The organism is Rhodoplanes sp. P11 (assembly GCF_964266735.1).
GTDB classification, from domain to species: domain Bacteria; phylum Pseudomonadota; class Alphaproteobacteria; order Rhizobiales; family Xanthobacteraceae; genus Rhodoplanes; species Rhodoplanes serenus.
Genome location: NZ_CAXWGY010000001.1, coordinates 912,231 through 930,780 on the forward strand (window position 1 = coordinate 912,231; position 18,550 = coordinate 930,780).

Annotated in this window: 15 protein-coding genes; 5 read left to right on the forward strand and 10 right to left on the reverse strand. The window is 71.2% G+C overall.

Annotation, left to right across the window (positions count from 1 at the left end):
* Window position 1: 1 nt before the first annotated feature.
* The 9 genes from ACFQUV_RS04115 to ACFQUV_RS04155 all read right to left on the reverse strand — a co-directional run bounded on the left by ACFQUV_RS04115 (window position 2) and on the right by ACFQUV_RS04155 (window position 10,432).
* On the reverse strand, window positions 2-2,077 hold the full coding sequence (locus ACFQUV_RS04115; RefSeq protein ID WP_129610579.1) for a hydantoinase/oxoprolinase family protein: 2,076 nt from the start codon (window positions 2,075-2,077) through the stop codon (window positions 2-4).
* Entirely contained in the window at window positions 2,074-3,837 is a 1,764-nt protein-coding gene (locus ACFQUV_RS04120) for a hydantoinase B/oxoprolinase family protein (RefSeq protein WP_129610611.1), read from the reverse strand. Before ACFQUV_RS04120 ends, ACFQUV_RS04115 begins: the two co-directional genes overlap by 4 nt.
* Before the next feature lie 47 nt (window positions 3,838-3,884).
* Entirely contained in the window at window positions 3,885-4,826 is a 942-nt protein-coding gene (locus ACFQUV_RS04125) for an oxaloacetate decarboxylase (protein WP_129610580.1), read from the reverse strand.
* Between the two features lie 69 nt (window positions 4,827-4,895).
* Window positions 4,896-5,615 carry an ABC transporter ATP-binding protein gene (locus ACFQUV_RS04130; protein ID WP_129610581.1) on the reverse strand — a complete coding sequence of 240 codons (720 nt, stop codon included), beginning with the start codon at window positions 5,613-5,615 and terminating at the stop codon, window positions 4,896-4,898.
* Entirely contained in the window at window positions 5,608-6,354 is a 747-nt protein-coding gene (locus ACFQUV_RS04135) for an ABC transporter ATP-binding protein (RefSeq protein ID WP_129610582.1), read from the reverse strand. The genes ACFQUV_RS04130 and ACFQUV_RS04135 overlap by 8 nt, the downstream gene beginning before the upstream one ends.
* Entirely contained in the window at window positions 6,348-7,367 is a 1,020-nt protein-coding gene (locus tag ACFQUV_RS04140; RefSeq protein ID WP_129610583.1) for a branched-chain amino acid ABC transporter permease, read from the reverse strand. The genes ACFQUV_RS04135 and ACFQUV_RS04140 overlap by 7 nt, the downstream gene beginning before the upstream one ends.
* Entirely contained in the window at window positions 7,364-8,236 is an 873-nt protein-coding gene (locus tag ACFQUV_RS04145) for a branched-chain amino acid ABC transporter permease (protein ID WP_129610584.1), read from the reverse strand. Before ACFQUV_RS04145 ends, ACFQUV_RS04140 begins: the two co-directional genes overlap by 4 nt.
* A gap of 109 nt (window positions 8,237-8,345) precedes the next feature.
* Window positions 8,346-9,569: an ABC transporter substrate-binding protein gene (locus ACFQUV_RS04150; protein ID WP_129610585.1), complete on the reverse strand. Its 1,224-nt coding sequence runs from the start codon at window positions 9,567-9,569 to the stop codon at window positions 8,346-8,348.
* Entirely contained in the window at window positions 9,554-10,432 is an 879-nt protein-coding gene (locus ACFQUV_RS04155; RefSeq protein ID WP_129610586.1) for a GntR family transcriptional regulator, read from the reverse strand. Before ACFQUV_RS04155 ends, ACFQUV_RS04150 begins: the two co-directional genes overlap by 16 nt.
* A 468-nt stretch (window positions 10,433-10,900) precedes the next feature.
* Between ACFQUV_RS04155 and leuC the strand changes: the two genes are divergently transcribed.
* Both leuC and leuD read left to right on the forward strand, forming a co-directional pair.
* Window positions 10,901-12,322, forward strand: coding sequence for a 3-isopropylmalate dehydratase large subunit (gene leuC / locus ACFQUV_RS04160; protein ID WP_129610587.1), 1,422 nt, complete (start codon window positions 10,901-10,903; stop codon window positions 12,320-12,322).
* Window positions 12,319-12,942 carry a 3-isopropylmalate dehydratase small subunit gene (gene leuD, locus ACFQUV_RS04165; protein ID WP_129610588.1) on the forward strand — a complete coding sequence of 208 codons (624 nt, stop codon included), beginning with the start codon at window positions 12,319-12,321 and terminating at the stop codon, window positions 12,940-12,942. The genes leuC and leuD overlap by 4 nt, the downstream gene beginning before the upstream one ends.
* A 67-nt stretch (window positions 12,943-13,009) precedes the next feature.
* Here leuD and corA read toward each other — a convergent pair whose 3' ends face one another.
* Window positions 13,010-14,104 (reverse strand): magnesium/cobalt transporter CorA, encoded by a 1,095-nt coding sequence (gene corA, locus ACFQUV_RS04170; RefSeq protein WP_129610589.1) that lies wholly within the window; start codon window positions 14,102-14,104, stop codon window positions 13,010-13,012.
* Window positions 14,105-14,429: 325 nt separating this feature from the next.
* On the opposite strand from corA, the gene ACFQUV_RS04175 reads away from it, so the two are divergent.
* The 3 genes from ACFQUV_RS04175 to ACFQUV_RS04185 all read left to right on the forward strand — a co-directional run bounded on the left by ACFQUV_RS04175 (window position 14,430) and on the right by ACFQUV_RS04185 (window position 18,444).
* Complete coding sequence (locus ACFQUV_RS04175; protein ID WP_244601675.1) at window positions 14,430-15,986, forward strand: Do family serine endopeptidase; 1,557 nt, start codon at window positions 14,430-14,432, stop codon at window positions 15,984-15,986.
* Window positions 15,987-16,328: 342 nt separating this feature from the next.
* Window positions 16,329-17,006 carry a response regulator transcription factor gene (locus tag ACFQUV_RS04180; RefSeq protein ID WP_207211554.1) on the forward strand — a complete coding sequence of 226 codons (678 nt, stop codon included), beginning with the start codon at window positions 16,329-16,331 and terminating at the stop codon, window positions 17,004-17,006.
* Entirely contained in the window at window positions 16,990-18,444 is a 1,455-nt protein-coding gene (locus ACFQUV_RS04185; RefSeq protein ID WP_129610591.1) for a HAMP domain-containing sensor histidine kinase, read from the forward strand. The genes ACFQUV_RS04180 and ACFQUV_RS04185 overlap by 17 nt, the downstream gene beginning before the upstream one ends.
* Window positions 18,445-18,550: the final 106 nt, after the last annotated feature.

The following is an 18,550-nucleotide window of genomic DNA, read 5'->3' on the forward strand; positions in this document are numbered from 1 at the left end:
CTCAGTGCGAGCCGGCGCGCGCGATGATCAGATTGCCGAAGCGGTCGACGCGGGCGACGAGCCCCGGGTCCACCACCGTGGTGGCGTCGGGCTGCTCCAGCACGGCGGGGCCGGCGATCTCGGCGCCGACCGGCAGGTCGAGCCGCGACCACACCGCGGTGTCGTGCCAGCGCCCCGCGAACCACACCGGACGGGCACCGCGCCGGGCCGCATCGAGGCTCGCGTCGGCCGGCGGCGCGAGCGCCGTCAGGTCGAAGTGCGGACGGCGGCCGGTCGCTGTGGTGCGCAGCGACACGATGCGGATGCCGAGCCCCGGCAGCAACCGGCTGAACGCCGTGAGATAGGCGCGCTCGAACGCCTCGCGCACCAGCGCCTCGGTCACGCCGGTGGCGCCGTCGCGCACGGTGACGGCGACCGGCACCTCGACCGTGTGGGTCTGGCCGACATAGTGCATGTCGAGCGCGAACACGATGTCGATGCGCTCGACCGGCAGGCCGGCGCCGGCCACCACGTCGCGCACCTCGGTGGCCTCGGCCACCATGCGGGCATCGAGGGCGGCGGCGTCGAGCCCGTCCAGCGTCAGGTTGAGGGTGCGCACCTGGTCGTGGCGGATGTCGGCGATCACGCAGCCGAGCGCGCTGGTGACGCCGGGGAAGCGCGGCACCAGGGCGCCCTTGAGCCCGACATCGTCGATCAGGGCACAGACATGCAGGGCGCCACCGCCGCCGAACGGCACCGCGACGTAGCGGCCGGGATCGTGGCCGCGCTCGATCGACACCAGCCGGATGGCGCCGGCCATGCGGGCGTCGGCGATCCGCACGATCGCCTCGGCGGCGGCCATTGGATCGAGCCCCAGCGGCTCGCCGACATGGCGTCGGATCGCCTCACGCGCCGCTTCGACGTCGAGCCGCGTCAGCGCGCCGCCGATCGGCCGCTCGGCATTGATGCGGCCGAGCACCACATTGGCGTCGGTCAGGGTCGGCCGGTCGTTGCCGTGGCCGTAGCACACCGGACCGGGGCGCGAGCCGGCGCTTTCCGGGCCGACCTGGAGGAGCCCGCCCTTGTCCACATGGGCGATGGAGCCGCCGCCCGCCCCGATGGTGGTGATCTCGATCATCGGGGTGCGCACCACCAGGCCGAAATCGATGGTCGTCTGGGCAGCGAGCGCGGTGGCTCCGCCGGTGACCAGGGAGACGTCGAACGAGGTGCCGCCGAGATCTCCGGTGATCACGTCCGGGTAGCCCGCCGCCGTCGCGATGGCGGCGGCGGCGATGACGCCGGCGGCGGGTCCCGACAGGGCCGTGCGCACCGGCAGCCGGCGCGCCGTCGCGGTCGACATCACGCCGCCGTTCGACTGCACGATGTGGAACGGCCCGCCGAAGCGAGACGAGACGAGGGCGCGCTCCAGCTTGGCCAGATAGGAGCCCACCACCGGCTGGAGATAGGCGTTGAGCGCCGTCGTCGAGGTGCGCTCGAACTCGCGGATCTCGGGCAGGATCTGCGACGAGCAGGCGACGTGGTCGTTGGGCCAGACCGACCGCACGGCCTCCAGGGCGGCGCGCTCGTTAGCATCGTTGGCATACGCATTGATGAAGACGATCGCCACTGCCTCGGCGCCGCGGGCGATCAGCGCTTGCGCGGCCGCCCGCACCGCGTCGGGATCGACCGGCACCCGCACGGTGCCGTCGGCCAGCGTCCGCTCCTTGACCTCGAACCTCAGATCGCGGTCGATCACCGGCACGAAGTCGCCCCACAGGCCCCAGGTGTGGCGGCGGTCGCGCCGGCGCATCTCCAGCACGTCGCGGAAGCCCGCCGTGGTGATCAGGCCGGCGCGGGCGCCCTTGCGCTCCAGGAGTGCGTTGGTGCCGACCGTGGTGCCGTGCACGATGGAGCCGAGCTCGCCGACCGCGCCGAAGCATTCGAGCCCGGCCAGGAAGCCGACCGCCTCGTCGCCCCGGTTGGACGGCACCTTGGCGGTGCGGAACGTGGCACTCGCCGCGTCGAAGCAGAACAGATCCGTGAAGGTGCCGCCGACATCGACGCCGACGATCGATCCCCCGCTCGCACGCACGCTCACGCTTCGGCTCCTTCACGCAGTTTGGCGGTTGCCGCCGCGTCGATCTCGCCTGTCTCGGTGAGCGCCACGCCATAGAGAGCGCGGGCCGCCTCGCGGCCGACGTAGCCGAGCCGTACGTCACGGGCGACGAGCGCCGGCGGCCGCTCGTGCGGCTGGCCGAAGCCGCCACCGCCCGGTGTCTCCAGCCGCACCCGGCGGCCCTGGCGGATCGCCACGTCGGTGACCTTGGAGGCGAGGGGCGGCGATGCCTCGCCGTCGTCGGTCTGCCAGGAGAAGCGGTTGAGGGCCGCCGGCAGGCCGCCGCCGACGCCGAAGGGCGCGAAGCGGCCGCGCTCGCCGAGCAGGAACACGTCGGCACCGTCCTTCGCCAGCACCTCGATCTCGTAGACGGCGCCGAGTCCGCCGCGATGGCGGCCGGCGCCGGCGCTGTCGGGCCGCAGCGCCCACTGGGTGAACATCACCGGATAGGCCGCCTCCAGAATCTCGACCGGCGGAATGGTGGCGGTGGAGATCGGGTTGTTGGCGTGGTTGAGGCCGTCGCTCTCCGGGTTGCCGCCCAGCCCGCCGCCGTAGAACGAGAACATCACGAAGCGCGAGCCATCGTCGCGGTGGCCGGCGAGCGACAGCGCGTTGATGGTGCCGAACGGCCCGGCGGTGGCGCGCTCCGGCACGGCGCGGGCGAGCGCTCCGAACACCACGCCGATCACCCGCAGGATGGTCTCGGTGTAGCCGCCGACCGGCTTCGGCGCCGAGACGCCGAGCAGCGTCGTCTCCGGAATGACGAAGTCGATCGGCGCCAGACAGCCGGCATTGGCAGGCACGTCCGGGAAGACGTGCTTGAGGGCGACGTAGCAGCAGGCGACCGCGGTCGAGCGGGCGATGTTGAGCGGCCCGCGGCACGGCGGCGACGAGCGCGAGAAGTCGAGTGTCATGCGGTCGCCCGAGACCGTAAGATCGAGCGCGATGCGCAGCGGCGTGTCGACGATGCCGTCGTTGTCGAGGAAGTCCTCGAACGAGAAGGTTCCGTCCGGCAATGCCGCGACGGCGTCGCGCATCAGCGCCTCGGCACGCGCCGTGAAGGCGTCGAAGGCGGCCGTGATGGTCGCCTCGCCGTAGTCGTCGAGCAGCGCGTTCAGCCGCTTCTCGCCGAGATCGAGGGCGTTGAGCTGGCCGGCGAGGTCGCCGCGGTTGGACACCGGCACCCGCGAGTTCGCCGTCAGGATGGCGACGATGTCCTCGTCGATCACTCCGGCGCGGGCGAGCCGCACGGGAGGGATGCGCACGCCCTCCTGGAAGCTCTCGGTGGCGCGGGCATTGAAGCCGCCCGGCACGTTGCCGCCGATGTCGAGCCAGTGGCCGACCGAGGCGAGCCAGCAGAACAGCCGGCCCTGGCGGAACAGCGGCTGCACCAGCCGCATGTCGTTGAGGTGGGTGCCGCCGAGATAGGGATCGTTGAACAGGAACACGTCGCCGGGTGCGAGTGCCGCGCGCCCGGCGGCAGCCTCCTCGGCCACCTTGTCGATCACCGCCTTGACGGCGAACGCCATGGCGCCGACGAAGATCGGCAGGCCCTTGCCGCCCTGCACCAGCGTGGCGCCGGTCTCGGCGTGGTAGAGCCCGTGGCAGGCGTCGCGCGCCTCGGCGATGATCGGGTTGAAGGCCGAGCGGTAGAGCGTCGCGTCCATCTCGTCGACGATCTGCTCCAGCCTGCCTTTCAGCACCGCGAGCGTCACCGGATCGAGCGGGCGCGCGAGCGGCATCGCGGGCGTGCCGGGTACCGTCGTGTCGCTCAGGGTGTCGAGCGCCGTCATCGGATCTCCTCGCTGGTCGTGGCCGCGGCCCCCTCGTGATCGGGCTGCATGGCGTCGTCGCCAGCTCCGGGGCCGGCTTCGTAGCGACGCCCCAGCGTCAGCATCTCGGGGGTGCCGATCAGTGCGTTCAGGGCATCGAAGTCGAACATCCGATCGCGGAACGCCGCCGTCGATCCGTCGCGGGCGAGCGTCGCGTAGAACTCTTGTGCGACGCGGGCGAGCGCCCGCACGATGGCGCCTGGGAAGATGACGAGGTGGAAGCCGAGCGCCTGAAGCTCGCTCGCCTCGGCGAGTGGCGTCTGGCCGCCTTCCACCATGTTGGCCATCAGCGGCTTCATGCCGCCGAGTGCCGCCGTGATGCGACCGAGCTGCTCACGCGAGCGCGGCGCCTCGACGAACAGCAGGTCGGCGCCGGCCTCCGCATAGCGCTGCGCGCGCTCGATCGCCCGATCGATGCCGTCGATCGCGACGGCGTCGGTGCGGGCGATGATCAGGGTCTCGGCCGACCGGCGGGCATCGACGGCGGCGCGGATCTTTCCCGCCATCTCGGTGGCCGACACGATGGTCTTGTCGGCGAGGTGGCCACACCGCTTGGGGAAGGTTTGGTCCTCCAGCTGGATCGCGGAGGCGCCGGCGCGCTCGAGCAGCCGCACCGTGCGGGCGACGTTGAGGGCGTTGCCGTAGCCGGTGTCGGCGTCGACCACCAGCGGGAGGTCGACTCGGTCGCGGATCAGCGTCACCGTCGCGGCGACCTCGGTCATCGACACGAGGCCGATGTCGGGACGGCCGAGCCGCGTGTAGGCGATCGCGGCGCCCGAGACGTAGAGGGCCGGAAAGCCCGCCCGTTCGGCGATCGTCGCCGTCAGGGCATCGTAGACGCCGGGCGCCACCACGATGGGCGGATGCGCCAGCCGGTCGCGCAGCGAGGGTCTAGCCATGGCGCCGGCTCTCCGTGAGGCGAGACCTGTGGTCCGATATGATCGAGGCGTGCGGCACGGGGGGCTCCGTCACAGGCCGAGATAGGCTTTCTCGAGTTGCGGGTCGGCGGCGAGGTCGCGGGCGGCGCCCGCCATTACGAAGCGGCCGTTCTCCATCACGAAGGCACGGCCGGCGATCTCCAGCGACTGCACCACGTTCTGCTCGACCAGCATGATGGTGAGACCATCGGTGTTGATGCGGCGGATCAGGGTGAACATCTGCTCGACCAGCAGGGGCGACAGGCCGAGCGAAGGCTCGTCGAGGATGAGGAGCTTCGGCTCGGCCATCAGGCCGCGGCCGATCGCCAGCATCTGCTGCTCGCCGCCCGAGAGCGTGCCGGCGCGCTGGCGGCGTCGCTCGGCGAGGCGCGGGAAGATGTCGTAGACGCGGGCCAGGTTGGCGGCCCGGTTGGCGCGGGCGCGCCGATAGCTGCCCAGCTCCAGGTTCTCGTGCACGTCGAGGTCGGGGAAGATCTTGCGGCCCTCGGGGACATGGACGAGGCCCGCCGCCACGATCGCCGGTGCAGCCGCACCGTCGATCCGCTCGCCGTCGAAGCGGATCTCGCCGGCGCTCGGCGTCAGCACCCCTGAGAGCACCTTGTTCAGCGTCGTCTTGCCGACCCCGTTGGCGCCGAGCACGGCGACGATCTCGCCGGGCCCGACCGAGAGATCGATGCCGCGCAGGATCGGGGCGCCGCCGTAGCCGGCGACGAGGCCGGTGACGGCGAGGAGAGGCGACGTCTCAGCCATGGCCGGCCCTCGCGCGGTCGAGCCGGGCGGCGGCGCCATGGCCCAGATAGGCTTCGATCACCCGCGCATCGCGGGCGACCGTCTCGGGCGCGCCCTCGGCGATCAGCCGGCCCTCGGCCAGCACGTAGATGTGCTCGGACAGCGCCATCACGGCCTGCATCACGTGCTCGACCATCAGGATGGTGATGCCGCGGTCGCGCAGGCCGTGCACCACCGGGATCATGTCGCGGATCTCGGACGGGTTGAGGCCGGCCAGCACCTCGTCGAGCAGCAGAAGGCGCGGCTCGGTGGCCAGCGCGCGGGCGAGCTCCAGCCGCTTGCGGCCGGCCACCGTCAGCCCCGCCGCCGGCTGGTCGAGCGCGGCCGACAGGCCGACCTCGGCGGCGATCGCCTCGGCGCGGCACAGCGCCTCGGCGCGAGCGCGATGGCGCAGATGGGCGCCGACCGCGATGTTCTCGCGCACCGTCAGCCCGGCGAACGGCTGCACCACCTGGAAGGTGCGGGCGATGCCGCGCACGGCGCGCCGGTGCGGCGGCTCGGCGGTGACGTCGATGCCCTCCAGCAGCACGCGGCCGGCGGACGGCGCGACGAAGCCGGCGATGACCGCGAACAGCGTGGTCTTGCCGGCCCCGTTGGGGCCGATCAGCCCGGTGATGCGGCCCGGCGCGACGTTAAGAGACACGTCGTCGACGGCGACGAGGCCGCCGAACCGACGGGTGACGTGCTCGACCGTCAGCATCGCTCGCCTCCCGTCGTCGTGTTGGTGGCCGGCGTGGCGGCCGTGGTGGTGGCTGGACGACGCCATCGTCGCCACAGGCGCCCGGCCATGCCGGTCGCGCCGTCCGGCGCGAAGGCGACCGCGAGGATCAGCAGCGCCCCGAACACCACCAGGCTGACGCCGGGGATCTCGCCGGCCAGATGGCCGGTGAGATGACCGAGACCTTGCAGCACGACGGCGCCGACCAGGGGACCGAACACCGTGCCGATGCCGCCAATGATGGGCGCCACCAGGGCCTCGACCGAAATCCAGGCGCCGTAGGCGATACCGGCATCGAGGAACAGGAAGTACTGGGCATAGAGACCGCCGCTCGCCGCCGTGAGGCCGGCCGAGAGCGTGATGGCGAGGAGCTTGACCCGCAGCGGATCGACCCCGAGGGCGCGGGCCGCGTCCTCGTTCTCGCGCACCGCGACCAGATGGGCACCGAAGCGCGAGCGCTCGATCGCTCGCGTCAGGACGAGGCCGATCGCCACCACCGCGAGCGCCACCCAGAAGAAGGTGCCGCGGCTTGCGAACTGGAAGTTCTCGGGTCGCACATCGAGCCGGATCAGCACGCCGGCGGCCCCGCCGGTGATCCCGGCCGCATTGGCGACGATGCGGAACACCTCGGCGAAGGCGAGCGTGATCAGCGCGAAGTAGGAGCCGCGCAGGCCGGAGCGGAACGACAGGAAGCCGATCACGGCACCCACGGCGGCGCCCGCCACGATGCCGAGCAGGACGGTTGCCCACGGGTTCCAGCCGGCCTGCGTCTGGAGCAGCGCGGTCACATAAGCGCCGGTGCCGAAGAAGGCGGCATGGCCGAACGAGTATTGACCGCCGTAGCCGCCGAGCAGGTTCCAGCCTTGCGCCGCCACCGCGACGATGAGGGTGAAGACGAGAAAGTTGATCACGGTGTTGGAGGTGACGACCAGCGGTACGACGGCGGCGAGCGCCACGACGGCCGCGATCGGGAGATAGGCGGCGACGCGGCTCATGCCCGGGCTCCGAACAGGCCGGTCGGCCGGAACAGCAGGATGGCGATGAAGATGGCGAAGATGCCGATCTGTCCCAGGCTCTCGCCGAAATAGAGGCCGCTCAGGCTCTCGACGACGCCGATGAACAGGCCGCCGATCAGCGCCCCGGGAATCGACCCCATGCCGCCCAGCACCACGATGGTGAAGGCGACGAACACGAAGGCGCCGCCCGCCCGCGGGCTGACGTAGAAGGTCGGCATCAGCAGGCAGGCGGCGACGGCGAGGCAGGCGGTGCCGAGCCCGAAGGTGACGGCATACACATGGGCGACGTCGATGCCGACCAGCGCGGCGCCGAGCTTCTCCTTCGCCACCGCGCGGATCGCCTTGCCGGTATCGGTGAGCGCCAGCACCGCCCACAGCGCGGCCGCGACCACGACCGATACTCCGAAGGCGATCACCCGCGGCAGCGCCAGGAGCGCGAAGTCGAGATCGATCGACATGAAGGCATAGGGCACGTCGATGGTGCGGGTGTCGGAGCGGAAGATCGCCAGCAGCAGGTTCTCGATCAGGATCGACAGGCCGAGCGTGACCAGCAGGATGTTGGCGTCGTTGCCGTGACTGGCCGGTCCGATGATGAAACGCTGGAGCGCGTAGCCGATGGCGAAGAACAGCGGCACCAGCGGCACCATCGCCACATAGGGATCGAGGCCGAGCCACAGGTTGAGGACCAGCACCGCGAACATAGCGGCGGTGAGCAGCGCCCCGTGGGCGAAGTTGATGATGTGCAGCACGCCGTAGACGAGCGTCAGCCCGAGCGCCACCAGGGCGTAGACGGCGCCGGTGAGCAGGCCGTTGAGCACGGCGGTGGCGACGATCTCGGGCGAGAACATGGGCGCGACCGGGTTCGAGATGAACTCTCGCCCCGCCGCGCGCGCGGCGGGAGCGAACGGTAAACAGCGTCGGCCGCGCGGCGCCTGAGGGGCCGAGCTGCAGCGGCGATCAGGCCGGCATCGGGAACACCGGCTTGCCGTCGGCGAACGTGTCCGGATAGATCACCTTGATGTCGTTGCCTTGAACCTGGAGGTTGACGGGCGCGGCGCCGGTGTTGGTGCCGTCGACGAACTTGGTCGGCCCGTAGGGCATGATATGGCCGTCGAAGGTCGACGCCGCGAGCGCCTCGATCACTGCGGCGCGGTCGGTGGACTTCGCCCGCTCCAGCGCGTCGGCGAGGAACAGCATGGCCGAGTAGTTGAGCGGGATGTTGTAGGTCCAGAAGGCGCCGCGGGCCTCGACCTCCTTGCGCAGCGCGATGGCTTTCGGGTTGCGCGGGTCGTGCCAGTGATTGCAGTCCATCATCAGGTTGGCGGCCTCGGGGAACTCCTTCACGAAGCGGAAGTTGGAGGCGGCGCCGTTGAGCACCGCATAGATCGCCTTCGGCCGGATGCGCTGCTGCTGCATGGTGCGGGCGAGCAGCACATACTCGCCATAATAGGAAGACGGAATCACGAGGTCCGGCTTCTTGGCCCGGATCTGGAGCGCCACGTTGGACATGTCCCGGGTCGGAGTCGGGTGCGCGATGGTCTCCAGCACCTCGAAGCCGCGCTTGGGCAGCTCGGTTTGCAGCAGCTTGGCGAGCCCGGAGCCGAACAGGCCGTCCTCGTGGATCAGCACCACGGTGCGGGCCGGCTTGCCGGCGGCATCGTTGATGCGCACCAGATTGTCGAGCGCCTGGGTGGCGCAGGTGCCGAAGCCGGGCGCGATGCGAAAGGTGTTCTTCAGGCCGCGCCGAACGATCTGATCCGAGACGCCGACATCGACCACGTAGGGCAGATCGTAGCGGGCCGCCGCCTGGGTGGTGGCGAGGCAGATGGCCGATGCGTAGCCGCCGACCACGGCGACGACGCCCTCGCCCTGCATCCGCTCCACCTCCTGGGTGCCGCCCTCGGGGGTCGACTTGGCGTCGCCGAACACCATCTCCAGCCTGGCGCCGCCGAGCGACTTGATGCCGCCGCCCGCGTTGATGTCGCGGATCGCCAGCTCGGCGCCGATGCGACCCTGCTGGCCGTCATGGGCGAGGGCGCCGGTGACGGGTTGCAGCACGCCCACCTTGATGGCGGCCGGCTGGGCGCGCAGCACCGTCGGCGCGGCGAGCACGCCGGTGGCGAGCGCGGCGGCGCCGGTCTTCAGGATGGTGCGGCGATCGGGCTTCATCGGGTCGAACATCGGGCGGCTCCTCTCCGGGATCGGGTGGCGGCCGGTCGCGCACGCGCCGGCTTCTGATTCGTCTTGGGCGTGCGGCCGGAATGATCGTGCGGGCCGGCGATGACACGGCCGACCGGCGACCAGTGCGGTGTGCCGCGGGCGCCGGTCCGCACCAGGTCCATGCAGAAGGCGTAGCGGTCGGGCCTATAGAGCGCGTGCAAATGCTCGACGCCCTGGCCCGATTGATCGAACACCACACGGGTCATCTCGATCAGCGGCGCCCCGACATCGACATCGAGCGCGCGAGCGACCTCGGGCGCCGCGAGCGCGGCCGCGATGGTCTGGGTGGCGCGGGCCACCTCGACGCCGGAGCGATCGAGCAGCGTCAGCAGCGGCGTGGTGGCCAGCTCGGCCTCCGAATAGGTGAGACCGATGCGCTCGGGCACATGAGTGGTGAGAAACGAGAACGGCGCGCCGTCGACGAGGCGGACCCGCACCGAGCGCTGGGTGCGCTCGCCGGCCTCGAGCCCGAGCGCCGCCGCGACCGCGTCGGGCGGCGTCTCGTAACTGAACGACATGAGCCGCAGGCCGGTGCTGCGGCCCATCTCGGCGAGAGTGGCCAGCACGTTGGCGATGTCGGCGGTGAGGATCGGCGCGGCGCGCCGGTGGATCACCCGGGTGCCGGAGGAGGGGCGGCGCTCCACCAGCCCTTCGGCGGCGAGCTGGGCGAGGGCGCGACGCACCGTGATGCGGGCGACGCCGTGGGCTTCGGCCAGCTCCGGCTCGGGCGGCAATTTGTCGCCGTATGGCAACGCGCCGCTGACGATCCGGTCGCGCAGGACCAGATAGATCTGTCGCGCCTTGCCATCGGCATGGCCATTCATCGCGGACGTTTCCTCGTTGCGGCGATCGACGTGACGAGCACACCGGACGGGATGGCGTCACATCGTCGCTTTGTCTTCTTTGAAGACCATACTTGATCGAGCATCGAAGACAATGTCAACTGAGAGGCAGTCAGGCGCCGCGGCTGCCCGAATGTGCGCCATTTCGCTCGCGGCGCACCCAGGCGATGGCCGCACGATCTGATTTCATGCGATTTCGGCAATACGATCCGTGCGAGGCGATCCTCTGTGATGCGGTGCAAGGTGAGATGGTCCGAGGCGCGGAAAGTTCGCATCATGCTGCGCCGCAGGAGGTGATCCGATGGGCCGCGAAACTCGATACGATCCGTGGTGACGTTGCGCGCTTTCGACACTGCCGGATCTGATATGGCCGTCGTGACTTCTCCGCACCTGCCGCGCTGCGGCGACGCCGGTGCGACATCGTGACCCCCACCCGAGCCCGCCAGACCGATGACCCCACCTCCCGAGACTCTGTTCGACAAGCTGTGGCGCAGTCACGAGGTTGTCCGCCGCGACGACGGTGAATCGCTGCTCTGGGTCGATCGCCATTTCCTCCACGAAGGCTCGTTTCATGCCTTCGGCCAGCTCGCCCGGCGCGGCGGTCGGGTGGCACGGCCCGATCTCACCATCGGGGTCGCCGATCATTACGTGCCGACCCGCCGACCCGGGCCGATCCTCGACCCCGGCATCGCCCGCATGATCGACGATCTGTCGGCCAACACGGCGCGCCACGGCATTCGCCTGTTCGGGCTCGACGACCGGCGCCAGGGCATCGTCCATGTGATCGGTCCCGAGCAGGGGCTGACGCTGCCGGGGCTGCTGATCGCCTGCGGCGACAGCCACACCTCGACGCACGGGGCTTTCGGGGCGTTTGCGTTCGGCATCGGCGCGTCCGATGTCGCCCATGTGCTGGCCACCCAGACGCTGTGGCAGAAGAAGCCGAAGCGCATGCGTGTCACCGTCGACGGACGGCCGGCGCCCGGGGTCGGCGCCAAGGACATCATCCTGGCGGTGATCGCTCGCGTCGGCGCCAACGGGGCCCACGGCCATGCCATCGAGTATGCCGGCTCGGCCATCCGGGCGCTGTCGATGGAGGGCCGGCTCACCATCTGCAACATGTCGATCGAATGCGGGGCCCGCTGCGGCCTGGTGGCGCCCGACGCGACCACCTTCGCGTATCTGCGCGGCCGTCCGTTCGCCCCGCAGGGGGCCGCCTTCGACGAGGCGGTCGCGGCATGGTCGGCGCTCGCCGGCGATGCAGACGCCACGTTCGATCGGGAGGTGACGATCGATGCCGCGTCCGTCGCCCCGGTGGTGACCTGGGGCACCAGCCCCGAGGACGCGCTGCCGATCGACGGCCGCGTTCCGGACCCCGCGGCCGAGGTCGACACAGGTCGCGCCGCGCATGTCGCCGAGGCGCTCGCCTATATGGGGCTCTCGGCCGGCCAGCGGCTCACCGAGGTGGCGATCAATCGGGTGTTCATCGGCTCCTGCACCAACGCCCGCATCGAGGATCTGCGCGCCGCCGCCGCCGTCCTGGCGGGCCGCCGCGCGCGGGTGCCGGGCATCGTCTCGCCGGGCTCCTCGCTGGTGAAGCAGCAGGCCGAGCAGGAAGGGCTCGACCGCGTCTTCGTCGACGCCGGGCTCGACTGGGTCGCCTCCGGCTGCTCGATGTGCGTCGGCATCAACGGTGACGTGGTGGCGGCCGGCCAGCGCTGCGCCTCCACTACCAACCGCAACTTCCCGGGCCGCCAGGGGCAGGGCGCGCGCACCCATCTGATGTCGCCCGCCATGGTGGCGGCCGCCGCGGTGACCGGCCGGCTCGCCGACGTGCGGCCGCTGCTGCGCGACACGAAGGAGACCTCGCCATGACCCCGGTTCGCCGCGTCGAGGGTGTCGCGGTCGCGCTGCGGCGCGACAATGTCGACACCGACCAGCTCTTGCCGGCGCGCTTCCTCAAGGTGCCGAGGCAGCAGGGTTATGGCGGCTTCCTGCTGCACGACCTGCGCCACGATGCCGAGGGGCGGCCGGTCGACGGCATGCCGCTGAACGATCCGGCGCACGCCGGCGCCAAGGTTCTCGTGGCGCGCCGCGCCTTCGGGGTCGGCTCCTCGCGCGAGGCGGCCGTCTATGCGCTCGTCGACTTCGGCATCGGTGCCGTGGTGGCGGCGAGCTTCGGCGACATCTTCGCCGCCAATGCGGCCAACAACGGGCTGATCACCGCCGAGGTGGCGGAGGCCGACATCGAGGTGCTGCTGGCCGCGGTCGCCACGGAGGGCACGGCCGTGGTGGACCTGGAGAGCTGCACGGTGACGAGCGGCCGCCTCACCGCTCCTTTCACGATCGATCCGGTGCGCCGCACCAAGCTGCTCAACGGCTGGGACGATCTCGATCTGACGCTGAGCCACCACGACGCGGTGACCGCCTTCGTGGCCGCCGATCGCATCGCCCGGCCATGGGCGCAGGAGATTCCCGAGGTGTCGGGCCGGTAGGCCGCGGGCACGCCTTCGCGCGCGCCGAGACCGGGCTCGGCTTGCGACGGTGCGGCGGTCTCGATGTCTACAACCAGCCGACCCGACGGAACCACGCGAACAGCGAGCCGCACACCGTGAGGATGCCGGCCAGCACCACGTAGTAGCCGTACTCCCATTGCAGCTCCGGCATGTGCTGGAAGTTCATGCCGTAGATGCCGGCGACCGCGGTCGGCACCGCCAGGATGGCGGCCCAGGCGGCGAGCCGGCGGGTGATCACCGTCTGCTGCATCTGGCCGATCATCAGCCCGGCCTCGAACGCGAAGGCCAGCACCTCGCGCAAGGTATCGATCTCTGCCTGGACGCGGCGGATGTGGTCCGTCACGTCGCGGAACAGCGGCTGGAGATCGGGATCGACCGCCGTCAGCTTGGAGTGCTCGAGCCGCTGGCAGACATCGACCAGCGGGCCGGCCGCGTTGCGCAGCCGCAGGAGATCGCGGCGCAACTCGTAGAGCCGGCCGACCGCATCGCCGCCGTCGGGCCGGTTCTCCAGCACTCGGTCCTCGATCTGCTCGACCTCGTCGGTGATCGCCTCGAGCACCGGCGCGTAATTATCCACGATGAAGTCGAGCACCGCGTAGAGGATGTAGTCCTCGCCCTGGATCAGCATGTCGGGCGAGGCTTCGCAGCGCTGACGCACCTCGGCATAGGAGCTCGACGGCCCGTGCCGCACGCTGACCACGTAGCCGCGGCCGACGAACAGGTGCGTCTCGCCGAAGGCGATGCGGCCGTCCACCATCTGGGCCGTGCGGGCGACCACGAACAGCGTGTCGCCGTACTGCTCCAGCTTGGGCTGCTGGTGCGCCTTGACGGCGTCCTCGATGGCCAGGGGATGCAGCCGGAACTGCCGCTGCACCCGGGCCAGCAGCTCGGAGCTGGCCTCGTAGAGGCCGATCCACACCACATGGCCGTCGCGCTCCGCCCAGGCGCCGGCATCCTCGATGGGGATATCGGCGAGGCGGCGGCCGTTGCGGTAGACCACGGCGTTGATGACGCCGGGCTCGTGCGGCGGCGCTCCGGGCGTCGGCCACGGTGCCGCGCCCGCCGCTGCTTCCCGCGGCGGGTGGGGGGCAGGGGTTGCGGACGCGGGCGTCGACTCGGCGGCGGGCTCGGCTCGGGTCATGGACGAGGTCTCGGGCGCGGGTTCGGCGATGATCGGTCGGCCGCCACGCGGCCGATCCGGATGCGGGTCCAGCTCCGGTGTAGCCCGGCGCCGCCGGCGGGCCAAGCGCAGCCCCGCCCCCCGGCGCGCGCCTGCGCTGCAGGCCGGCAGCAGGCCGGCAGCAAGCCGCGTGATGCTCAAGCCATTGAGGGAGCAAAATAAAATTCGATCGGCTCACCTTACGAGGATTTAATCCGGCGGTCAGGACGCGGTAATCCTCGCACCCCCATCTTCCGCTCCACGGTGATGCGGTTCGCGCCGCCGAAACGTCACGATGGAGCCTTGCATGATCGAGAGTGAAACCTGGAAGCAGACGGCGCGCGGTATCGTCTCGGCGCGGCGCCTGGCGCTGCTCGCGACCGTCGGTGCGCTCGGCGCCGGCGTCCTCTTCGTCCACCCGGATTTCGGCCCGGCCGGCAGCGGCGCGGCCCTGTTGTCCCCGGCCCACGCGCAGACCGCCGCGGCGGTGCAGCGGCCGGCCGGCTTTGCCGACATCGTCGACAAGGTGAAGCCCGCCGTCATCTCGGTGCGGGTGAAGGTGGGCGAGCCGACCCCACGCCTCGGCACTCGCGGTGAGGACGATCCGTTCGCCCCCGGCTCGCCGTTCGAGTTCTTCTTCCGCCGCTTCGGCCAGCCCGACGGCATGCCCGACCGGCCGCAGCAGCGCCGGCGCCAGTTCACCACCGGCCAGGGGTCCGGCTTCTTCATCACGCCGGATGGCTTTGCGGTGACCAACAACCACGTCGTCGACAAGGCGGAGTCCGTGCAGGTCACCACCGACGACGGCAAGACCTACACCGCCAAGGTGATCGGCACCGATCCGCGCACCGATCTCGCGCTCATCAAGGTGGAGGGCCGTACCGACTTCCCGGCGGTGGCGCTGTCCGACAAGGCGCCGCGCATCGGCGACTGGGTGCTGGCGGTAGGCAATCCGTTCGGCCTCGGCGGTACCGTCACGGCCGGCATCGTGTCGGCGCGTGGCCGCGACATCGGCGCCGGCCCCTACGACGACTTCATCCAGATCGATGCGCCGGTGAACCGCGGCAACTCGGGCGGCCCGAGCTTCGACGTCGACGGCAACGTGATCGGCGTCAACACGGCGATCTTCTCGCCGTCGGGCGGCTCGGTCGGCATCGCCTTCGCGATTCCCTCGGAGACGGTGCGCTCGGTGGTGGCCCAGCTCAAGGACAAGGGCGCCGTCACCCGCGGCTGGATCGGGGTGCAGATTCAGCCGGTCAATGCCGAGATCGCCGACAGCCTCGGCCTCAAGGATGCCGAAGGCGCGCTCGTCGCCGAGCCGCAGAGCGGTAGCCCGGCCCAGAAGGCCGGCATCAAGGCCGGCGACGTGATCGTCGCGGTCAACGGCGAGCCGGTGAAGGACGCCCGCACGCTCGCCCGCACCATCTCCACCATGGCGCCGGGCACCACCGTGAAGCTCGGCGTCTTCCGCAACGGCAAGACCGAGACGCTGACCATGACGCTCGGCGAACTGCCGAACGAGCGTCTCGCCCGCGCCGACCGCGACGACGACCGTGGCGGGGCGCGGGGCGGCGGCGACGCCAAGGTGCCGCGGCTCGGCCTCACCCTGGCGCCGGCCGGCTCGGTCGCCGGCGGCGGTAGCGAGGGCGTGGTGGTGACCGCCGTCGATCCCGACGGCGCCGCCGGCGACCGGCTGAAGACCGGCGACGTCATCCTGGATGTCGGCGGCGCGCTCGTCTCCTCTCCGGCGGATGTCCGCAAGGCGCTCGCCGAGGCCACCTCGGGCGGCAAGAAGACCGTCCTGATGCGCGTCAAGTCCGGCCAGAACACCCGCTTCGTCGCGGTGCCGCTGGGCCGCGGCTGACCGCGCCACCTCGTCGCGGCGGCGCCGGTCGCCTCGCCCCTTGGCGGCGCCGCCTCGACCGGGACGGGCTTCGGCCCGTTCCTCTCATTCGACGGGCGGTCCCGGCATATCCTCGCCCCGTCGGGATCGTCGGTGGAGGGGGACGGCGGGTCCGCCGCCGTCCCCCTTTTTTCCGGACAGCCGGTCCCGCGTGGGTTTCCAGCGGCCCCGGTTGTCATTCCGTCGTCGTGTCGCTACTTCTCCGGACGGAGGCGAGTCATGTCGCCCACCCTGCGTGTCCCGTCGTCGGCCGAGGCAATGCCCCGCGACGGGGAGGCCCCGGCGGACGGGAAGGTCCCCACCATGCGCCTGCTGGTCATCGAGGACGATCGGGACGCCGCCGACTATCTGGTCAAGGCGCTGCGCGAAGTCGGCCATGTCGCCGATCACGCGGCCGACGGCGAGGAGGGCCTGTCGCTCGCCGAGCACGAGTCCTACGACGTGCTGATCGTCGATCGCATGCTGCCCAAGCGCGACGGCCTCTCGGTGATCGGTGCGCTGCGCGCCAAGGGCATCACGGTGCCGGCCTTGATCCTGTCGGCGCTCGGCGCCGTCGACGATCGCGTCAAGGGCCTGCGGGCCGGCGGCGACGACTACCTCGCGAAGCCCTATTCGTTCGCCGAGCTGCTCGCCCGCGTCGAGGTGCTGGCGCGCCGCCACGGGGGCCGCGAGGAGACCGCCTACCGGGTCGGCGATCTGGAGCTCGACCGCCTCTCCCACCGGGTGACGCGCGGCAAGGAGGAGATCGTGCTTCAGCCGCGCGAGTTCCGCCTGCTCGAATACCTGATGAAGCACGCCGGCCAGGTGGTGACCCGCACCATGCTGCTGGAGAACGTCTGGGACTATCACTTCGACCCGCAGACCAACGTGATCGACGTCCACGTCTCGCGCCTGCGCGCCAAGATCGACAAGGGGTTCGCGCAGCCGCTTCTGCACACGGTGCGCGGGGCGGGGTACATGATCCGTGACGGCGCTCGCTAAGCTGCTGCGGACGACGGCGTTCCGCCTGACGCTGGTCTATCTCCTGGTGGTGGCGCTGTTCGCCGCCTTCCTGCTCGGCTACTTCGCGCTCAACACGCGGCGGCTGATGAACGAGCAGATCGTCCGCACCGTCGACAGCGAGCTGGCCGAGCTGACCGGCCAGTACGAGGCCGCCGGCCTGCGCCGGCTGGTCTACATCGTCGAGAGCCGCGCCAATCAGCCCGGCTCCAGCCTCTATCTGGTCACCACCCCGAACGGCGCCGGCCTCGCCGGCAATGTGGCGTCGCTGGAGACCGGCGTCATCGAGCGCACCGGCTGGGTGGAGACCAGCTACCGCCGGCTGGAGGAGCCGGACGGCGGCGAGCACCGCGCGCTGGTGCGGGTCACCGCGCTGCCGGGCGGCTTCCGCCTCCTGGTCGGCCGCGATCTCGCCGAGCGCGAGCACCTGTTCCGCATCGTCGCCACCGCGGGCCGCTGGTCGGTGTTCATCGTGGTGGTGCTCGGCATCGCGGGCGGCGTCTTCGTCAGCCGGCGGGTGCTGCGCCGTATCGACGCGATGACCGACAAGGCGCGGGTCATCATGGCGGGCGACCTGTCGGGGCGGCTGCCGGTCGGCGGCTCGGGTGACGAGTTGGACCGGCTGGCGGCCAGCCTCAACACCATGCTGGAGCGCATCGAGACGCTGCTGCGCGGCCTCAAGGAGGTGACCGACAACGTCGCCCACGACCTCAAGACGCCGCTGACCCGGCTGCGCAACCGCAGCGAGGCGGCGTTGCGGCACGCGGCGAGCCCGGCCGACTACCGGCACGCGCTGGAGACGACGATCGAGGAGTCCGACGCCCTCATCCGCACCTTCGACGCCCTGCTGATGATCGCGCGCGCCGAATCCGGCGAGCCGCGCGCCGGCATGGCGCCGGCCGACGCCGCCGCCATCGCCCGCGATGTCGGCGAGCTGTACGAGCCCTTGGCCGAGGAGCAGGGGCTGGCCCTGACAGTCGCGGCCGACGCGCCTGCGCCGATCGTCGCCAACCGCGAGCTGATCAGCCAGGCGCTCGCCAATCTCATCGACAACGCCATCAAGTATGCGGCGGTGCCGGCGCGCCCCTCCGGGCCGCCGGCCTCGGCGCCGGCCGGCGCCCCCGCGGCCGCCGAGCAGGCCGAGCTGCCGCCCGCCGACGTCACCGTCTCCGCCGCCGTCGTGGGCGACCGGGTCGAGATCGCGGTCGCGGATCGTGGCCCCGGCATCGCCCCGGCCGACCGCGGGCGGGTGCTCGACCGCTTCGTCCGCCTGGAGCAGAGCCGGTCGCAGCCGGGCTCGGGCCTCGGATTGAGCCTTGCATCCGCCATCGCGCGGCTCCATGGAGGTGAGTTGCGACTCGAAGACAACGCGCCGGGTCTCCGGGTCGTCCTGTCCTTGCCTCGGGCGGCGTCTGCCTGACACGGAACGCCATCCGGCCGGATCGTCTTTTCCGCTCCGGTAACCTGTGTCTGGGCACGGTGCCGCGACGAGGCGGGTTCGCTGTCGCCGGACGTCGCTTCGGATC

Bases quoted from the DNA above. Each gene is read 5' to 3' on its own strand.
- ACFQUV_RS04120 (WP_129610611.1), bottom strand. From the start codon at position 3,837: ATGCCGCTCGCGCGCCCGCTCGATCCGGTGACGCTCGCGGTGCTGAAA.
- ACFQUV_RS04125 (WP_129610580.1), bottom strand. From the start codon at position 4,826: ATGGCTAGACCCTCGCTGCGCGACCGGCTGGCGCATCCGCCCATCGTG.
- ACFQUV_RS04130 (WP_129610581.1), bottom strand. From the start codon at position 5,615: ATGGCTGAGACGTCGCCTCTCCTCGCCGTCACCGGCCTCGTCGCCGGC.
- ACFQUV_RS04135 (WP_129610582.1), bottom strand. From the start codon at position 6,354: ATGCTGACGGTCGAGCACGTCACCCGTCGGTTCGGCGGCCTCGTCGCC.
- ACFQUV_RS04140 (WP_129610583.1), bottom strand. From the start codon at position 7,367: ATGAGCCGCGTCGCCGCCTATCTCCCGATCGCGGCCGTCGTGGCGCTC.
- ACFQUV_RS04145 (WP_129610584.1), bottom strand. From the start codon at position 8,236: ATGTTCTCGCCCGAGATCGTCGCCACCGCCGTGCTCAACGGCCTGCTC.
- ACFQUV_RS04150 (WP_129610585.1), bottom strand. From the start codon at position 9,569: ATGTTCGACCCGATGAAGCCCGATCGCCGCACCATCCTGAAGACCGGC.
- ACFQUV_RS04155 (WP_129610586.1), bottom strand. From the start codon at position 10,432: ATGAATGGCCATGCCGATGGCAAGGCGCGACAGATCTATCTGGTCCTG.
- leuC (WP_129610587.1), top strand. From the start codon at position 10,901: ATGACCCCACCTCCCGAGACTCTGTTCGACAAGCTGTGGCGCAGTCAC.
- leuD (WP_129610588.1), top strand. From the start codon at position 12,319: ATGACCCCGGTTCGCCGCGTCGAGGGTGTCGCGGTCGCGCTGCGGCGC.
- corA (WP_129610589.1), bottom strand. From the start codon at position 14,104: ATGACCCGAGCCGAGCCCGCCGCCGAGTCGACGCCCGCGTCCGCAACC.
- ACFQUV_RS04175 (WP_244601675.1), top strand. From the start codon at position 14,430: ATGATCGAGAGTGAAACCTGGAAGCAGACGGCGCGCGGTATCGTCTCG.
- ACFQUV_RS04180 (WP_207211554.1), top strand. From the start codon at position 16,329: ATGCGCCTGCTGGTCATCGAGGACGATCGGGACGCCGCCGACTATCTG.